We start from the raw sequence: 18226 nt of genomic DNA, 5'->3' as shown, positions 1-18226 counted from the left end.
CTGCGCTCGATTTATGCATCACCTGAAAACTCAAGGCAGGCACTACTGGCCGGCGCAGTGGGCCTAGCGGTGGTCGCGCCGCTGGCCTGGTTCCTGCTCGTGGCTTACAGCCTGCTTAGCCTCTGGGGCCTGCGCCGCCTTGCGCTCCGCACGCAGGGTGCGGAAGCGCCGGCGCAGCCACAGCAGGCCGCCCAGCGCCAGCAGGCCACCGAGCACCCATAGCTCGTAACGCTTCACATTGCCCAGCAGGCCTTCGAGAATGGCGCCGAAGTGGTAGGCAGCGGCGCCCAAGGCTATTGCCCAGATGGCCGCACCAATGCCGTTCAGCAGCAGGTAGCGGCGAGGCGGGTAGCCCGACAGGCCAATGGCCACCGGCATGACCGTGCGCAGGCCATAAACGAAGCGGAAACTCAGCACCCAGATATCGGGGTGGCGGCGGATGTGGTCCAGCGCCCGGTCACCCATGGCCTGCCAGCGCGGCTTGCGCGCCAGGATCCTGCGCCCGTGGCGGCGGCCCATGAAATACCACAGTTGGTCGCCGGCGTAGCTGCCGAAGAAGGCCACCAGGCACACCAGGTTGATGTCCATGTAACCGCGGAACGCAAGGAATCCTGCAAGCACCAGGATGGTCTCGCCTTCGAAGAAGGTGCCTAGAAAAAGGGCGAAGTAGCCGAAATCCTGCAGGAATTGTTGAAGCATTTTCTGAGGTGCTGGCGAAATGAACGCGCAGCCTACCCCTTCGCGCGCGTTCGTGAAAGTGTCCAAATGTGTCTCGACATGAACAATCCCTACTCAGACAATGCCAGAAGCCACGCGCCATGGCTTGCCCTGGTGTGTAACACAGGCGTCATAATGGGCGCTTATCTTGCCGCTCAATTGATGATAGGGCGTTAACGTCCTCAGGAACGCCAGATGAATAACGAAGTGCTCACCCCTGTCGCGATCAAGGATGCCCAGGAGCTCCCAGAAGAGATGGTGCAGACCCCGCCAGACCTGCCGCCTGCGCCCGAGCCGGTAGCGGAGCAGGTGGCCGAGCCTGTGGCCCCGGTGCCTGCCCCCGCGCCCGCCCCGGCAATCGCCGTCCCTGGCCTGGACGACAGCAGCCTGTACATTCATCGCGAACTCTCGCAGCTACAGTTCAACATCCGCGTGCTGGAACAGGCGCTGGACGAGAGCTACCCGCTGCTCGAACGCCTCAAGTTCCTGTTGATCTTCTCCAGTAACCTCGACGAGTTCTTCGAGATCCGCGTCGCCGGCCTGAAGAAGCAGATCAACTTCGCCCGTGAGCAGGCTGGCGCCGACGGCCTGCAGCCGCACCAGGCGCTGGCGCGCATCAGCGAGCTGGTGCACATCGAGGTAGAGCGCCAGTACGCGATCCTCAACGACGTGCTGTTGCCAGAGCTGGAAAAACACCAGATCCGCTTCATTCGCCGCCGTTACTGGACACCCAAGCTCAAGACCTGGGTGCGCCGCTATTTCCGCGACGAAATCGCCCCGATCATCACCCCGATCGGCCTCGACCCGACTCACCCGTTCCCGCTGCTGGTTAACAAGAGCCTCAACTTCATCGTCGAGCTCGAAGGTGTCGACGCCTTTGGTCGCGATTCAGGCCTGGCGATCATCCCGGCCCCGCGCCTGCTGCCGCGGGTGATCCGCGTGCCGGAGGAGGTCGGTGGCCCAGGCGCCAACTACGTGTTCCTGTCGTCGATGATCCACGCGCACGCCGACGACCTGTTCCAGGGCATGAAGGTGAAGGGCTGCTACCAGTTCCGCCTGACCCGTAACGCCGACCTGGCGCTGGACTCTGAAGAAGTCGACGACCTGGCCCGCGCCCTGCGCGGCGAACTGTTCTCGCGCCGTTACGGCGACGCCGTTCGCCTGGAAGTGGCCGACACCTGCCCGAAACACCTGTCGGACTACCTGCTCAAGCAGTTCAGCCTCAGCGAAAGCGAGCTGTATCAGGTCAATGGCCCGGTCAACCTCACCCGCTTGTTCAGCATCACCGGTCTGGACAGCCACCCGGAGCTGCAATACACGCCGTTCACCCCGGCGATTCCAAAACTGCTGCAGAACGCCGACAACATCTTCAGCGTGATCGGCAAGCAGGACATCCTGCTGATGCACCCTTTCGAGTCCTTCACCCCGGTGATCGACCTGCTGCGCCAGGCCGCCAAGGATCCACACGTACTGGCCGTGCGCCAGACCCTGTACCGCTCCGGGGCCAACTCGGAAATCGTCGATGCCCTGGTGGACGCGGCGCGTAACGGTAAGGAGGTCACTGCGGTGATCGAATTGCGCGCGCGCTTCGACGAAGAGTCCAACCTGCAGATGGCCAGCCGCCTGCAAGCGGCCGGTGCGGTGGTGATCTACGGCGTGGTCGGCTTCAAGACCCACGCCAAGATGATGCTGATCCTGCGCCGCGAACAGGGCGAGATCGTACGGTATGCGCACCTGGGTACCGGTAACTACCACGCCGGCAACGCCCGCCTGTACACCGACTACAGCCTGCTCACCTCTGACGACGCCCTCACCGAAGACGTCGGCAAGCTGTTCAGCCAGCTGATCGGCATGGGCAAGACCCTGCGCATGAAAAAGCTGCTGCACGCGCCGTTCACCCTGAAAAAGGGCATGCTCGACATGATCGCGCGGGAAACCCAGTTCGCCCTCGAGGGCAAGCCGGCGCACATCATTGCCAAGTTCAACTCGCTGACCGACGCCAAGGTCATCAAGGCGCTGTACAAAGCCAGCCAGTCGGGCGTGAAGATCGACCTGATAGTGCGTGGCATGTGCTGCCTGCGCCCAGGCATTCCGGGGGTTTCGCACAACATCCAAGTGCGCTCGATCATCGGCCGCTTCCTGGAGCACACGCGGGTGTTCTACTTCCTCAATGGCGGCGAAGAGCAGATCTACCTGTCCAGCGCCGACTGGATGGAGCGCAACCTCGACAAGCGTGTGGAGACCTGCTTCCCGGTGGAAGGCAAGAAGCTGTTGCTGCGGGTGAAGAAGGAGCTGGAAGGCTACCTGACCGACAACACCCACGCCTGGACCTTGCAGCCAGACGGGCGCTACGTGCGCAGCACGCCAACCGGCAACCAGAACCCGCGCAGTGCCCAGGCGACCCTGCTGGAGCGCCTGAGCAACCCGGTCCTCAACGTACGCTGAGGACGAAGCCGACCCGGGTCAGCCACTCCGCCTCGTTGGCGAAGTCGGCCTGGGTTAGCTGGTTCTGTTCCAGCCAGCCTTCCGGGAAGGCGACATCGAGGCTGTCATCGGCAGCCTTGAGCTGAACTTTTGGCATCTGCTGGTTGCCACGGATGTGGTGGAACAGGATGGCGAAGCGCAGCAGCACGCAAAGGCGTAGCAGTTTGACGCCTTCTTCACCCAGTTCGGCGAACTTGTCCTTGGGGATGTTGCGGCGGTGGCCGCGCACCAGCAGGGCCATCATCTGCTGGTCCTCGCGGGAAAAGCCCGACAAGTCGGAGTGCTCGATCAGGTAGGCGCCGTGCTTATGGTAGTGGTAGTGGGCAATATCCAGGCCGATTTCGTGCACTTTCGCCGCCCAGCCTAGCAGATCGCGCCAGTTGCCGTCTTTCAGGTCCCAGGCATCGGCCACTTGGTCGAAGGCGTGCAACGCCTTGCGCTCGACGCGCGCGGCCTGGCCTTGGTCCACATGGTAGCGCTCCATCAGCGAGTTCAACGTGCGTTCGCGCACGTCTTCATGGTGGTGGCGGCCGAGCAGGTCGAACAGCACACCTTCGCGCAGTGCGCCGTCACAGTGGTCCATGCGCTGCAGTTCCAGGGCGTCGAAGATCGCCTCCAGAATCGCCAGGCCCGCTGGGAAGATGGTGCGGCGGTCCGGTTTGACGCCGTCGAAGTCAATCTTGTCGACCTCGCCCAGTTTGAACAGCTTGCGTTTGACCCAGGCCAGGCCTTCAGCGTTGACCTCGCCATTGCCCAGGCCGCCGGCCTTGATGGCGGCGCCGATGGCACGGATGGTGCCGGACGAGCCGATGGCCTCGTCCCAGGTCAGGCGGTGCAGGGCGTGTTCGATGCTCATCAGCTCCAGGCGTGCAGCGGTGTAGGCCTGTGCATAACGCGCCGGGGTGATCTTGCCGTCGCGGAAGTAGCGCTGGGTGAAGCTGACGCAGCCCATCTGCAGGCTTTCGCGCAGCAGCGGCTCGAAGCGCTGGCCGATGATGAATTCGGTACTGCCACCGCCAATGTCGGCCACCAGGCGCTTGCCTGGGGTGTCGGCCAGGGTGTGCGACACACCCAGGTAGATCAGGCGCGCCTCTTCACGGCCGGAGATGACCTCCACCGGGTGGCCGAGAATGGCCTCGGCGCGCTGGATGAATGCATTACGGTTGCGCGCTTCGCGCAGGGCGTTGGTACCGACGATACGCACGGCGCCGGCCGGCATGCCGTTGATCAGCTGTGCGAAGCGCTTGAGGCATTCGAGGCCCCGTTCCATGGCTTCTTCGCTAAGCAGGCGGTCCTCGCCGATGCCGGCGGCCAGCTGAACCTTCTCGCCCAGCCGCTCGAGAATGCGGATTTCGGTATGGTGGGCCTTGGCCACGACCATATGGAAGCTGTTGGAGCCAAGGTCGATGGCAGCGATCAGGGACAGGTTCTTCGCGATGGTATGCGGCATGATCTGGTTGTTCTCGGTCGTTAACCCGGCAATCGTGCCACGATAGCAGGCTGTCGCCAACGCGTGACACGCAGCCGGTGTGCTGGCCTTGATGCAAGGCAATGTGCCATTCGATTCTATGACGGCTGTGTGACAGTTTCGATTCGCGGCGTCTTGCACAACTATAGTTACACTCAATCGTCCGCAGCTTCCTGTAGACGGCAGGGGCGGCTATGATGGGCGACGTTTTTTATTGCTTACGACCTTGGAGATTTCCATGAGCGACAAAATCAAACACGTCACCGACGCCAGCTTCGACGCCGACGTACTGCAGGCTCAAGGCCCGGTGCTGGTCGACTACTGGGCTGAATGGTGCGGCCCATGCAAGATGATCGCTCCGGTTCTGGACGACATCGCTGCCACCTACGAGGGCAAACTGACCGTCGCCAAGCTGAACATCGACGAGAACCAGGAAACCCCGGCCAAGCACGGCGTGCGTGGTATCCCGACGCTGATGCTGTTCAAGAACGGCAACGTCGAAGCCACCAAGGTTGGCGCTCTGTCCAAATCGCAGCTGGCCGCGTTCCTCGACGCCCACCTGTGATGTGAAAAGGCCCCGCAAATGCGGGGCTTTTCTTTTTCAGAGCACTAGACGCAGAAAAAAGCAAGTGTTACATTCGGCCTCGCACTGCTTTTCCAGTGCCCTCTACACGCCGTCGCCGAAGCATCCCTAATTCGAATCAGTACGCGATCCTGTCGCCATCTAGCGGCGCGGCCTCATTAAGCCAGAAGCTTAATTCTCCCTTCTTACATGATTACGTCACTCCCCTTATGAACCTGACTGAACTCAAGCAAAAGCCGATTACCGATCTTTTGGAAATGGCCGAACAGATGGGCATCGAAAACATGGCCCGTTCGCGCAAACAGGACGTGATTTTCGCCCTGCTGAAGAAGCACGCGAAAAGCGGCGAAGAGATCTCGGGTGACGGCGTGCTGGAGATTCTCCAGGATGGTTTCGGTTTCCTGCGTTCGGCTGATGCGTCCTACCTGGCCGGCCCAGACGATATCTACGTCTCGCCTAGCCAGATCCGCCGTTTCAACCTGCGTACCGGCGACACCATCGTCGGCAAGATCCGCCCACCGAAGGAAGGGGAGCGTTACTTCGCCCTGCTGAAGGTCGACACCATCAACTTCGACCGTCCGGAAAACGCGAAGAACAAGATCCTGTTCGAAAACCTGACGCCGCTGTTCCCGAACAAGCGCCTGAAGATGGAGGCTGGTAACGGCTCCACCGAGGACTTGACCGGTCGCGTCATCGACCTGTGCGCCCCGATCGGCAAAGGCCAGCGTGGCCTGATCGTCGCTCCGCCAAAAGCGGGCAAGACGATCATGCTGCAGAACATTGCGGCCAACATCACCCGTAACAACCCCGAGTGCCACCTGATCGTCCTGCTGATCGACGAGCGCCCGGAGGAAGTGACCGAAATGCAGCGCACCGTGCGCGGCGAAGTGGTTGCCTCCACCTTCGACGAGCCGCCAACCCGCCACGTGCAGGTTGCCGAAATGGTGATCGAAAAGGCCAAGCGCCTGGTCGAGCACAAGAAGGACGTGGTCATCCTGCTGGACTCCATCACCCGTCTGGCGCGGGCCTACAACACCGTGATCCCGAGCTCCGGCAAGGTGCTGACCGGTGGTGTCGACGCCCACGCCCTGGAGAAGCCGAAGCGCTTCTTTGGTGCTGCGCGTAACATCGAGGAAGGCGGCTCGCTGACCATCATCGCCACCGCGCTGGTCGAAACCGGCTCGAAGATGGACGAAGTGATCTACGAAGAGTTCAAGGGCACCGGCAACATGGAGCTGCCACTGGACCGCCGCATCGCCGAGAAGCGCGTGTTCCCGGCCATCAACATCAACCGTTCCGGTACCCGTCGCGAAGAGCTGCTGACCGCCGACGACGAACTGCAGCGCATGTGGATCCTGCGCAAGCTGCTGCACCCGATGGACGAAATCGCCGCCATCGAGTTCCTGGTCGACAAGCTCAAGCAGACCAAGACCAACGACGAGTTCTTCTTGTCGATGAAGCGCAAGTAAGATCGTCGTACCACGCAAAAGCCGGGGAAACCCGGCTTTTTGCTATCTGTACTTTGGCTATTGCGGCCCTATCGGCGCTACACTCTGCACCCCGACCGATACGGCCAACACGAGGCTCATGCATGCAGTATCGCGACTTGCGCGACTTCATCCGTGGCCTGGAGCAGCGCGGCGAACTCAAGCGCATCCAGGTTCCGATTTCCCCCGTCCTGGAAATGACCGAGGTCTGCGACCGCACCTTGCGTGCCAAAGGCCCGGCATTGCTGTTCGAAAAGCCCACCGGCTTCGACATCCCGGTACTCGGCAACCTGTTCGGTACGCCAGAGCGCGTGGCCATGGGCATGGGCGCCGAGTCGGTCGACGAACTGCGTGAGATCGGCAAGCTACTGGCCTTCCTCAAGGAGCCCGAGCCGCCAAAGGGCCTGAAGGACGCCTGGTCCAAGCTGCCGATCTTCAAGAAGGTCGTGTCGATGGCGCCGAAAGTGGTCAAGGACGCGGTGTGCCAGGAAGTGGTGGTCGAGGGTGACGATGTCGACCTTGGTGCACTGCCGATCCAGCACTGCTGGCCGGGCGACGTGGCGCCGCTGATCACCTGGGGCCTTACGGTTACCCGTGGCCCGAACAAGGACCGCCAGAACCTGGGCATCTACCGCCAGCAGGTCATCGGCCGCAACAAGGTCATCATGCGCTGGCTCAGCCACCGTGGTGGCGCCCTCGACTACCGCGAGTGGTGCGAGAAGAACCCCGGCCAGCCGTTCCCGGTTGCCGTGGCACTGGGCGCTGACCCGGCAACCATCCTCGGCGCCGTGACCCCGGTGCCGGACACCCTCTCTGAATATGCCTTCGCCGGCCTGCTGCGTGGCAACCGCACCGAGTTGGTCAAGTGCCGTGGCAGCAACCTTCAGGTGCCGGCCACTGCCGAAATCATCCTGGAAGGTGTGATTCATCCGGGCGAAATGGCCCCGGAAGGCCCGTACGGCGACCACACCGGTTACTACAACGAAGTGGACAGCTTCCCGGTGTTCACCGTCGAGCGCATCACGCACCGGCAAAAGCCGATCTACCACAGCACCTACACCGGCCGGCCGCCAGATGAGCCGGCAATCCTCGGTGTGGCGTTGAACGAAGTGTTCGTGCCAATCCTGCAGAAGCAGTTCCCGGAAATTACCGACTTCTACCTGCCGCCGGAAGGCTGCTCGTACCGTATGGCGGTGGTGACCATGAAGAAGCAGTACCCGGGCCACGCCAAGCGCGTGATGCTGGGTGTGTGGTCGTTCCTGCGACAGTTCATGTACACCAAGTTCGTTATTGTGACCGATGACGATATCAACGCCCGTGACTGGAACGATGTGATCTGGGCCATTACCACGCGCATGGACCCCAAGCGTGATACGGTGATGATCGACAACACGCCGATCGACTACCTGGACTTCGCGTCGCCGGTATCGGGGCTGGGGTCGAAGATGGGCCTGGACGCCACGCACAAGTGGCCGGGCGAGACAACACGCGAATGGGGACGGGTCATCGTCAAGGACGAAGCCGTCACCCGCCGTATCGATGAGCTGTGGGATCAGTTGGGAATAGATTGATGCAGGTAACGTTGCAGCCGTCCGGGGCGGTGCTGGCGCTCGAACCCGGGGAACGGATCCTGGATGGAGCGCGGCGGTTGGGCTATGACTGCCCGAACAGCTGCCGCAATGGCAATTGCCATGTTTGCGCCGCGTTGCTGGTCGAAGGCCGGGTACGCCAGGATGGCGAAGTCCGCGACCATGGCGAGTTGTTCACTTGCATTGCCGAACCGCTGGAGGACTGTGTGTTGCTCTGGGACGGTGTGCTCGCCCTGGGCGAGCTGCCAGTGCGCAAGCTGGCGTGCAGCGTCAGCGAGTGCGTCGACGTCGGTGGCGACGTGTGGCGGGTGCGTTTGCGCGCGCCAGCCGGCAAGCCGCCGCGTTACCACGCCGGGCAATACCTGATGATCGAGCGCGAGGGCGGCAAGCAGGCGGCCTTCTCGCTGGCCTCCGCGCCCCACGGCGGTCGTGAGCTGGAGCTGCATGTGCTGGCGCGTGAGCCCAGTGCGCTGCAACTGATCGAGCAACTCAAGCGTGACGGTTTGGCGCGCATCGAAATGCCATTCGGCGACACTCACCTGGCCGAGCTGCCGGATGGGCCGCTGGTGCTGATCGCCGCGGGTACCGGCATGGGCCAGATGCACAGCCTGGTCGAGCATTGCCGGGCCAAGGGCTTCAAGCACCCGGTGCACCTGTACTGGGGCGTGCGCAGGCCCGAAGACTTCTACCAGATCGAGCACTGGGATGAATGGCAGCGCCTGCCCAACCTGTTCCTGCATCAGGTTGTCAGCGACCTGTGTGGCTGGGAAGGCCGTTGCGGCATGTTGCACGAGGCGGTTTGCGAGGACATTGCCGACCTCAACACAGTGCATGTGTATGCCAGTGGTTCCCCAAACATGATCTACGCCACCCTCGACGCCCTGGTCGAAGCCGGCATGGATGCACACCGCATGCGTGCGGATGTGTTTGCCTACGCACCGCGCGGTTAATAACCGAAGTTTGAAAGTGTGGGTATAAGGCGGTAATTGTTACCGCCTTGGCTAATAACTTTCACCGCTGTTGAAACAGTACTTTCCAGTCGTCGGAACCGCGCATGAAACACTGATGCGAGGGCTTGAGTATTCCTGCCGTTCTGGCCTATGGTTACTGCAAGCGCCCTTGGTATAGAGGCCTTGGGCCGCAGCGTAATCGAATCTCGCTACATCCGTAGTTCACAGGGATAATGGCGGCAGCTTATGTCGGCACTTGAAAGTATGTCCTGGGAAGTTTCATATCCTCCGGCACTCGACTTCGGTCAGCAACATACTCACGACCAGTTGTTCAACTCGATGAAGACGACCATGTCGCGCCATCAGGGTGGGCCGGTGTGGTTGTTTGCCTATGGTTCGTTGATCTGGCGGCCGGAGTGCAATTCGGTAGAACGCCAGCGCGCGCGGGTACATGGCTATCACCGGGGCTTGTACCTGTGGTCGCACGAACACCGCGGTACCCCGGAAACGCCCGGGCTGGTGTTTGGCCTGGACCGTGGCGGTTCCTGCAGCGGCTTTGCCTACCGGCTGGATGAAAGCAACCTGGATGACTCGCTGATGGCCCTGTGGCAGCGCGAGATGCCGTACCCGGCATACCGACCGCACTGGCTCACCTGCCGGCTGGGCGATGGTAGCAAGGTGCAGGCTTTAGGCTTTGTGCTGGAGCGGCATTTGCCGTGCTATGCGGGGAACTTGCCAGATACCTTGCTCAGCCAGATTCTGGCCAGTGCCAAAGGGCGTTATGGCACCACGCGGGACTACGTGGAACAGACGTTGAATGCCTTGCGCAGCCACCAGATGCCCGATCGCAACCTGGAGGCGCGGTTCCGGCGCTGCCATAACCTGCGCGAAGTGTGAGTAACCTGTACCGGCCTCTTCGCGCGCAAGCCCGCTCCCACAGGTACTGCACATTTCTCAAGGTCGGTGCGATCCCTGTGAGAGCGGGCTTGCCCGCGAAAGGGCCGGAACTTTCTTACTTGGCCAACACCACCAACTTACCCACAGCCTGCCGCTGCCCCAACTTCTCGATGGCAGCTCCAGCCTCAGCCAGTGGATAAGTCTGCGACACCAGCGGTTTCAACTTGCCCTCGGCATGCCAGGCAAACAGCTGCCTGAAGTTGGCCGCGTTATCTTCCGGCTGGCGCTGTGCAAACGCCCCCCAGAACACCCCCAGCACCGCAGCGCCCTTGAGCAACACCAGGTTGGCCGCCAACTGCGGAATGGTCCCGCTGGCAAAGCCCACCACCAGCAGCCGGCCATTCCAGGCCAGCCCGCGCACGGCCTGCTCGAACAACTCGCCACCGACCGGGTCGTAGATGACATCCACACCCTGGCCACCGGAAAGCCGCTTGATCTCGTCGCGCAGGCTGGCCTGGCTATAGTCGATCAGCTCATCCGCCCCGGCCGCCTTGGCCACGGCCAGTTTCTCGGCACTGCTGGCCGCCGCGATCACCCGTGCGCCCATGGCCTTGCCGATTTCCACTGCCGCCAGCCCAACACCGCCGGAAGCGCCCAACACCAGCAGGGTTTCAGCTGCTTGCAGTTGGCCACGCTGGCGCAGGGCGTGCATCGAGGTGCCGTAGGTCATGCCGAATGCCGCAGCGGTGGTGAAATCCATGCTCGCCGGGATCGGCAGTACGTTGTAGAACGGCACCGCCACCTGTTCGGCAAACGCGCCCCAGCCGGTCAGCGCCATGACCCGGTCACCCACCTTGAACGCTCCAGCCTTTTCCCCGACCGCAGCCACCACGCCCGCCGCTTCGCCACCCGGCGAGAATGGCAGCGGCGGCTGGAACTGGTACTTGCCTTCGATGATCAGGGTGTCGGGGAAGTTGACCCCGGCGGCCTGCACATCCAGCAGGATCTCGTTCTTCTTCGGCAGCGGGCTGGCCACGTCTTCCAGCACCAGGTTGCGCGCCGGGCCCAGGGTTTTGCACAACACAGCTTTCATCGGGGCTATTCCTTTGCGGGTAGTGGCCGATAAGTGTAGGAGGGCCACCTGCCGGGTCAACGAGCATGGCCCACCCTGATGTGCAGGCATAAGTGCCGGCATAAGCCCGGGCTTGGGTTTGAGCGGTGTGCTGGGTAAGCTGGCGCCAACTGTATTGAGGAGCGAATTCGTGAAAGCGTGGATCTTGATAGTATTGGCGCTGCTGCTGCCGGCTGCGGCCATGGCCGAAGAAGCCAAGGAAGGGGCGCTCAAGGTCGCCTACATCAGTCTGAGCCCGCCCTTTGTCGGCAACTATGCCCTCGACGGCGGCCCACGGCTGCGTGTGTACAAGGCCGATGTGGCCCTGCGCGTGACAGGCGATGAAGCCGCCAAGGCGGTGCAGCACCACGAACCGCTGATCCGCAACCAGCTGGTGGCGCTGTTCACCCAGCAGACGGTGGACAGCATGAGCAATGTCGAGACCAAGGAACACCTGCGCCAGGAGGCGCTGAAGCAGGTGCAGCAGGTGCTGGAAGCAGAAGAGGGCAAGCCGATTGTTGAAGACTTGCTGTTCAATAACCTGATCGTGCAGTAATCAATTGTGGGAGCGGGCGTGTCCGCTCCCACAGATGCCTCCACGGTGCCTGCGTTATCAAGACGCCAGGCTCCGACGAAACCGCGCCAGCGCCACGCTGAAGAACACCAGGCCGATCAGGCCCAGCGCCAGGATATCCGGCCAAACCACCGCCCACCCTGCATCCCGGAACAGGATCGCCGCCCCCAGGCTGACGAAGTGCGTCGACGGCGAGCCCTGCATCACCCACTGCAACCACTGCGGCATGCTGTCCAGCGGTGTGCTGCCGCCTGACAGTAACAGCATCGGGATGATCACCGGGATCGCCAGCAGGCCGAACTGCGGTGTCGAGCGCGCCAGGGTGGCGAGGAAGATGCCCAGCGCGGTACTGGCGAACAGGTACAGCGCCGTCACGGCCAGGAACAGCCCCATCGAGCCGGACAACGGCACGCCCAGCGCACCTTTCACCACCACCACCAGCGAAATCCACGTGCAGATCACCACCACCAGCGCGTTGCTGCCAATCTTCGCCAGCATGATTTCCAGTGCCGTCAGCGGCAGCACCAGCAGGTGGTCGAGGGTGCCGTGCTCACGCTCACGCAGCAGCGCGGTGCCGGTGAGGATGATCGCCAGAATGGTGATGTTGTTGACGATCTGGATCACCGCCAGGAACCAACCACCCTCCAGGTTGGGGTTGAACAGCGCTTTGGGGTTGATCAGCACTGGGCTTTGCACATTGCCGCGTTGGCTGTAGTCGAGCAGTTCACGCTCGAAGATGCGGCCGATATAGCCAGCGCCCATGAACGCCTGGCTCATGGCCGTGGCATCGACATTGATCTGCAATTCCGGCGAGCGCCCGGCCAACAGGTCGCTCTGGAAATTCACCGGCACATTGATCACAAAGGTGTACTGGCCGCTGTCCATGGCCTGGTCCAGGTGCTCCGGTGCCAGCGGCACGGCGGGCTGGAACTCGGGCGGTTGCAGGGCTTCGCTGAGCTTGCGTGAGAGCAGGCTGTGGTCTTCGTCCACCACCGCGACGCTGGCGTTGTGCACGCCGATCACCGAGCCGGCTGCCGGCATGTAGATCGCCACGCTGAAGGCATACAGCAGGAACAGCAGCAGGACGCTGTCGTGGCGAAGGCTGGTCAGTTCTTTCAGGCCCAGGCGCAGGGTGTGGTTCAGGCGCGACATGTCAGGCCTCCTGCTTCTTCAGCATGGCCAGGCTCAGGCCGGTGAACGCGGCAAAGAAGCCCAGCAGGATCAGGCACTGCGGCCACAGTTCGCGCAGGCCCAGTGCCTTGGTGAAGGTGCCGACCGCGATATCGAGGAAATAGCCCGCCGGGAACAGCTGGCCCATCACCGCCGCTGCGCCGTCCAGCGACGAGCGTGGCACGATCAGCCCGGAAAACTGGATGGTTGGCAGGCTGGTGATGATCATGGTGCCCAGGATGGCCGCGATCTGGGTGCGGGTGAACGCCGAGATCAGCAGGCCCAGGCTGGTGGTGGCCAGCAGGTAGGCCACGCCCCCGCAGGCCAGGGCCAGCACGCTGCCCTTGAGCGGCACGGCGAACAGCCAGCGGTTCATCGCCACCAGCAGCGCCAGGTTGACCAGGCTTACGGCCAGGTAGGGCATCTGCTTGCCCAGCAGGAACTCCAGGCGCGTGAGGGGGGTGGCATAGAAGTTGGTGATGGAGCCCAGCTCTTTCTCGCGGACGATGCCCAACGCAGTAAGCATGGCCGGGATGAAGGCCAGGATCAGAGCCATCACGCCCGGGCCGATGGCATTCACGCTGACCACGTCCTGGTTGTAGCGAAAACGCGTTTCCAGGCGCACCAGGTCCTGCCGTGCCTGCGGCGGTGGGCTGGCCCTTGCCAATTGCTCCAGGTTGGCCTGGTGCACGGCTTCCACGTAGTTGCGGCTGGTTTCCGCCCGGAACGGCATGCCGCCGTCGAGCCAGGCGGCCACCACCGGCTGGCGCCCGGCATACAGGTCACGCCCAAAACCGGGAGGAATCTCCAGCGCCAGTTTGATTTCCGAGCGTTGCAGGCGCTGGTGCATTTCGCGGCTGTCGCGGATCGGCGCCTGCTCGGCGAAATACCGTGAGCCACGGAAGGCCTCGAGGTACGCCCGGCTTTGCGGGCTCTGGTCCTGGTCGTGCACAGCAAAGGCAAGGTTTTCCACATCCAGCGAAATGCCGTAGCCGAAGATCACCATCATGAACAGCGCACCCAGCAGGGCGAAGGCCAGGCGTACCTTGTCGCGCAGCAGCTCCTTGCCCTCGCGGCTGGCCACCGCCAGCAGGCGGCGCAGGCTGAAGCCCTGGCGCAGCGGCGGCGCGGCCGTGGCGGCCTGCTCCAGCACAGCGTTGTCCGTGGCTTGTGGTGCCAGCTCCTGGGCTTGCTCCAGGCAGCGAACGAATGCGTCTTCCAGGGTGACGCCGTGGTACTGGCGCTGCAAGGCATCCGGTGTGTCGCAGGCCAGTACCCGTCCGGCATGCATCAGCGAGATGCGGTCGCAGCGCTGGGCTTCGTTCATGAAGTGAGTGGAAAGGAAAATGGTCACGCCCTGCTCGCGGGACAGCTCTACCAGCAGGCGCCAGAAGTCGTCGCGGGCGGCCGGGTCGACGCCAGAGGTCGGCTCGTCGAGGATCAATACTTCCGGGCGGTGCAGCACCGCCACCGCCAACGACAGGCGCTGACGCAGGCCAAGGGGCAGGGCGCCGGACGGTTGGTCGGCGATAGCGGCAAGGTCGAAGCGCTCTATCAATTCGTCGATGCGCTGGGCGCTTTCGGCTTTGGGCAGGTCGAACAGGCGGGCATGCAAGGCCAGGTTTTGCCGGGTGCTGAGCTCGCCATACAGCGAGAAACTCTGCGACATGAAACCGACCCGCTTGCGCGTGGCCAGGTCGCTGGCGTCCACCGGGCGCCCCAGCAGGCTGGCGTTGCCCTCGCTGGCCGGCATCAGGCCGGTCAGCACTTTCATGGTGGTGGTCTTGCCGCAGCCGTTGGAGCCGAGGAAGCCGAAGATCTCCCCACGGCCGATGGCGAAGCTGACCTTGTTCACCGCTGTGAAGTCGCCAAAGCGCAGGGTCAGGTCGTGGGCCTCGATGGCGATCTGGCCGTCCTTGGCCTCACGCGGCGGGATGGTCAGGGGTTGATGCTGCGCCTTGCCTGCGCCCTGGTAGTGGGTGAAGGCATCGTCCAGCTTGCCACTGGGAGTGGCTGCGGCCAGCTCATGGCTGGGGCCTGCGGCCAGCAGGCGGCCGCCATCGAGCATCAGGCAATGTTCGAATTGTTCGGCCTCTTCCATGTAGGCGGTGGCCACCAACAGTGTCAGCTGGGGGCGTTGTGCGCGCACCTGTTCGACCAGCTCCCAGAAGCGCCGCCGCGACAACGGGTCGACGCCAGTGGTCGGCTCGTCGAGGATCAGCAGGTCCGGTTCGTGGATCAACGCGCAGCACAGGCCCAGCTTCTGCTTCATGCCGCCTGACAGCTTGCCGGCCGGCCGCTCGGCAAAGCGCTGCAGGTCGGTGGCTTGCAGCAGGTTGGCCATACGCTGCTCGCACTCGCGCCGACCCAGCCCGAACAGGGTGGCGAAAAAGCGGATGTTCTCGCTGATCGACAGTTCCGGGTACAGGTTGTTGCCAAGCCCCTGCGGCATGAACGCCACTTTCGGGTACAGCGCAGCCCGATGACGGCGCTGGCGGATCGAGCCGCCCAGCACCTGCAACTCGCCCTGTTGCAGGCGCTTCACGCCGGCGATCAGCCCAAGCAGGGTCGATTTGCCCGCGCCATCAGGGCCGATCAGTGCGCAGCGGGTACCGGCAGGCAGGCTGAAACCCAGTGTATGCAGGGCTGTCAGGTCGCCATAGCGGTGGCTGATACCCTCGGCCAGCAGTGCCGGGGCATTCATTGCAGGTTGGCCGGCCAGTCCACCTCAGCCGTGCGCACGTAGCCGGCGCCAGGCATGCCCGGTTTGGCCTGCGGCACGGTGCCCGGATCGGTCAGGCGCAGTTTTACCCGGAACACCAGCTTCTGCCGCTCGTCGCGGGTTTCCACCTGTTTGGGAGTGAACTGGGCCTTGGCCGCAACGAACGCCACTTTCGCCGGCAGGGCACGTTCGGGTAGGGCGTCGAGCACGATCCGCGCCTGGTCGCCTACCGTCAGCCGGCCGCTGGTGGAAGCCGGGAGGTACAGGTTCATGTACTGGTCGCTGGGGTCGATCAGCATCAGCACGCGGCCGCCAGCACCCAGCACTTCACCGGGCTCGGCCAGGCGCAACTGGATAATGCCGTCGATGGGCGCACGCAGGCTGCTGTCGTCGATTTCACTGGTGAGCTGGGCCACCTGGGCTTCGGCGGCGCCGATGGCGGCCTTGATTGCTGCCAGCTGGGCGCGCGCCGCGACCACGGCCGAGTTGGCCGTGTCGAAGCGCGCCTGCTGTTGGTCGAGCAATTGCTGACTGGCGTACTTGCGCTGGAAAATTTCGCGCACGCGCTTGAGTTCCTGGCTGGCCAGCAGCAATTCGCTCTGGCGCAACTGTACGGACGCCTGGGCCGCTGCGTAGTTTTCCCGGGCGCGCAGCACTTCGGCCTCGGCCTGGGTGCGCTGGGCCTCCATGGTGCGGGTGTCGATACGTGCCAGTAACTGGCCGCGGGTGACCTTGTCGCCTTCGTCGACCAGCACTTCGGCCAGGCGACCGGGAATTTTGCTGGCGATCTGCACTTCGGTGGCCTCCAGGCGGCCATTTCCCATGCTCAGGCCTTCGGGCAACTGGTCGTGAAGCGATTTCCAGTACCCCAGCCCACCGGCTGTTGCCAGCAGGGCGATCAGTGCGGTGGCGAAGATTCTGGGGGCGTATCGGTTCATCGTTCTGCATCCTTGCGGTCATGCACGCCACATCATGGCGCGCGGCCCTGTATGGCGTGTTGATATCGGTCAAACCCTTGACCTTAGCTGCACATTCAACGCAACGCGACAATCACCGCCCATTGTTCGGGTGTTACCGGCATCACCGACAGGCGGCTGCCTTTTTGCACCAGCGGCAACTCGGCCAGGCCGGCTTGTTGTTTCAGCCAGCCCAGCTCCAACACCCGAGGCAGGGTTTGCACATGGGCCACATCCACTGCGCTCCACGGGTTTTTCTCGGGCGTGGCCTTGGCATCGTAATAGTGGCTTTGCGGGTCCAGTGCGGTCGGGTCGGGGTAGGCCGCGCGGGTGATCCTGGCAATACCGGCGATGCCCGGTTGCGGGCAGCTGGAGTGGTAGAAGAAAAATTCGTCACCCACGCTCATGGCCCGCAGGAAATTACGCGCCTGATAGTTGCGCACGCCGTCCCAGCGCGCTTCGCCCAAGCGGCCGAGGGCTTCGATGGAGAGCTCGTCGGGCTCGGATTTCATCAGCCAATAGGCCATGGAGGTTGCTCCTGAAAAGGTTTGAAATAACCTGTTGCACGAAACCGACAGCCGGTTGGCGTCAAGGTTTGCGTGCGGACGCAGGTTGTCGGAAAATGCGCCCCGTTTAAAGCGCTATGCGCTGGCGATTCCCAGAAAATCGCCGCGCACTGAACAGTTTGCCTGGGGGGCAATCTTCGATGAATCAACGTAAAAAGCCGGATCTGCTGTGGATCCTGGTGTTCATTTTTGGCCTGGGTGTGGTCACTACCGGTTATGCGCAAGGGTTCTGGGAGCGTAAGCTGGACAACGCCTACCAGATGCCGGTCGACGCCAGCCAGCCACAACAACGTTGATGCCCTCGCTGGCGCCGCTCAACGCGGCGCCAGGTACCAGCCACGGTCCGAGACCGTCCCCTGCAGCGGTACATCCCAGCTGGCCTGCGCCAGCCGCTCGACCTTCTGGCATTCATGCGCCAGCCCCAGCAGCAAAGGCTTCTTCCAGGTGTTGCGACGCCCTTGGTAGGCCAGGCTGCGATCATAAAAGCCGCCGCCCATGCCCAGGCGCCCGCCCACTTCATCGAAACCGACCAGCGGCAGCAGGATCAGGTCCAGCGCCCAGATCGGCCGTTGGCGCTTGCGGTCGGTGACCGGTTCGGGAATACGGAAACGGTTGGGCTTGAGCTTTTCGCCCTGCTCGAAACGCTGGAACACCATGCGCGTACGTGGCCAGGCGTGCAGCACCGGCAGGTAGGTGCGCTTGCCGCGGCGCTGAGCTTCGCGCAGCAGCAGGCCGGGGTCGATTTCGCCGTCGTTGGGCAAATACAAGGCAATGTGCCGAGCGCGGCGGAACAGCGGGTGTTGCGCCAGTTGGCGGTACAGGCCGAGGGTGGCCTGGCGTTGCTGGGCAGGGGTAAGGGCGCGGCGGGCGTTGCGAAGCAGGCGACGGAGCTGGGGGCGGGTGAGCGGCGCGGTGTCGGTCATGGCACGGGCGATCCCAGAAGTGATGGCCG

Annotated in this window: 16 protein-coding genes; 8 read left to right on the top strand and 8 right to left on the bottom strand. The window is 63.2% G+C overall.

The window, feature by feature from the left end:
* Positions 1-63: 63 nt before the first annotated feature.
* Positions 64-699 carry a DedA family protein gene (locus APH36_RS07790; RefSeq protein WP_060498154.1) on the bottom strand — a complete coding sequence of 212 codons (636 nt, stop codon included), beginning with the start codon at positions 697-699 and terminating at the stop codon, positions 64-66.
* Positions 700-912: 213 nt separating this feature from the next.
* On the opposite strand from APH36_RS07790, the gene ppk1 reads away from it, so the two are divergent.
* A complete protein-coding gene (gene ppk1 / locus APH36_RS07785; RefSeq protein WP_060498153.1) occupies positions 913-3162 on the top strand; it encodes a polyphosphate kinase 1 in 2250 nt (749 codons plus the stop codon).
* On the opposite strand, the gene ppx is transcribed toward ppk1, so the two are convergent.
* The gene (ppx, locus tag APH36_RS07780; protein WP_016712623.1) at positions 3149-4651 is read right to left on the bottom strand and encodes an exopolyphosphatase; all 1503 of its coding nucleotides are present in this window, start codon (positions 4649-4651) and stop codon (positions 3149-3151) included. The genes ppk1 and ppx overlap by 14 nt on opposite strands.
* A gap of 256 nt (positions 4652-4907) precedes the next feature.
* Here ppx and trxA point away from each other — a divergent pair, with 256 nt between their 5' ends.
* From trxA to APH36_RS07755, 5 genes are all read left to right on the top strand, one after another.
* Positions 4908-5234, top strand: coding sequence for a thioredoxin TrxA (gene trxA / locus APH36_RS07775; RefSeq protein WP_016712622.1), 327 nt, complete (start codon positions 4908-4910; stop codon positions 5232-5234).
* A gap of 227 nt (positions 5235-5461) precedes the next feature.
* Complete coding sequence (gene rho, locus APH36_RS07770; protein ID WP_003253661.1) at positions 5462-6721, top strand: transcription termination factor Rho; 1260 nt, start codon at positions 5462-5464, stop codon at positions 6719-6721.
* 122 nt (positions 6722-6843) lie between these two features.
* Positions 6844-8310: a 4-hydroxy-3-polyprenylbenzoate decarboxylase gene (gene ubiD / locus APH36_RS07765; protein ID WP_016489755.1), complete on the top strand. Its 1467-nt coding sequence runs from the start codon at positions 6844-6846 to the stop codon at positions 8308-8310.
* Entirely contained in the window at positions 8310-9278 is a 969-nt protein-coding gene (locus APH36_RS07760; protein ID WP_060498152.1) for a CDP-6-deoxy-delta-3,4-glucoseen reductase, read from the top strand. Before ubiD ends, APH36_RS07760 begins: the two co-directional genes overlap by 1 nt.
* A gap of 246 nt (positions 9279-9524) precedes the next feature.
* Entirely contained in the window at positions 9525-10175 is a 651-nt protein-coding gene (locus APH36_RS07755; protein ID WP_016712620.1) for a gamma-glutamylcyclotransferase, read from the top strand.
* A 115-nt stretch (positions 10176-10290) separates the two neighbouring features.
* On the opposite strand, the gene APH36_RS07750 is transcribed toward APH36_RS07755, so the two are convergent.
* Positions 10291-11268, bottom strand: a complete 978-nt coding sequence (locus APH36_RS07750; RefSeq protein WP_060498151.1) for an NADPH:quinone oxidoreductase family protein — start codon at positions 11266-11268, stop codon at positions 10291-10293.
* Between the two features lie 169 nt (positions 11269-11437).
* Between APH36_RS07750 and APH36_RS07745 the strand changes: the two genes are divergently transcribed.
* A complete protein-coding gene (locus APH36_RS07745) occupies positions 11438-11842 on the top strand; it encodes a flagellar basal body-associated protein FliL (protein WP_060498150.1) in 405 nt (134 codons plus the stop codon).
* A gap of 57 nt (positions 11843-11899) precedes the next feature.
* Here APH36_RS07745 and APH36_RS07740 read toward each other — a convergent pair whose 3' ends face one another.
* The 4 genes from APH36_RS07740 to APH36_RS07725 form a co-directional block, all read right to left on the bottom strand.
* Complete coding sequence (locus tag APH36_RS07740) at positions 11900-13012, bottom strand: ABC transporter permease (RefSeq protein WP_019096508.1); 1113 nt, start codon at positions 13010-13012, stop codon at positions 11900-11902.
* A gap of 1 nt (position 13013) precedes the next feature.
* Entirely contained in the window at positions 13014-15734 is a 2721-nt protein-coding gene (gene rbbA / locus APH36_RS07735; protein ID WP_060498149.1) for a ribosome-associated ATPase/putative transporter RbbA, read from the bottom strand.
* On the bottom strand, positions 15731-16690 hold the full coding sequence (locus tag APH36_RS07730) for an HlyD family secretion protein (RefSeq protein WP_060498148.1): 960 nt from the start codon (positions 16688-16690) through the stop codon (positions 15731-15733). Before APH36_RS07730 ends, rbbA begins: the two co-directional genes overlap by 4 nt.
* Before the next feature lie 95 nt (positions 16691-16785).
* Positions 16786-17235, bottom strand: coding sequence for an EVE domain-containing protein (locus APH36_RS07725; RefSeq protein ID WP_025752145.1), 450 nt, complete (start codon positions 17233-17235; stop codon positions 16786-16788).
* A 179-nt stretch (positions 17236-17414) separates the two neighbouring features.
* Between APH36_RS07725 and APH36_RS32065 the strand changes: the two genes are divergently transcribed.
* Entirely contained in the window at positions 17415-17570 is a 156-nt protein-coding gene (locus tag APH36_RS32065; RefSeq protein ID WP_164525190.1) for a hypothetical protein, read from the top strand.
* Positions 17571-17588: 18 nt separating this feature from the next.
* Here APH36_RS32065 and APH36_RS07720 read toward each other — a convergent pair whose 3' ends face one another.
* The gene (locus APH36_RS07720; protein WP_060498155.1) at positions 17589-18197 is read right to left on the bottom strand and encodes a 5-formyltetrahydrofolate cyclo-ligase; all 609 of its coding nucleotides are present in this window, start codon (positions 18195-18197) and stop codon (positions 17589-17591) included.
* Positions 18198-18226: the final 29 nt, after the last annotated feature.

The organism is Pseudomonas sp. NBRC 111133 (assembly GCF_001320605.1).
Lineage (GTDB): Bacteria > Pseudomonadota > Gammaproteobacteria > Pseudomonadales > Pseudomonadaceae > Aquipseudomonas > Aquipseudomonas monteilii.
Note: the sequence above shows the minus strand (reverse complement) of the source record. Positions and strands in the feature narration are given on the sequence as shown.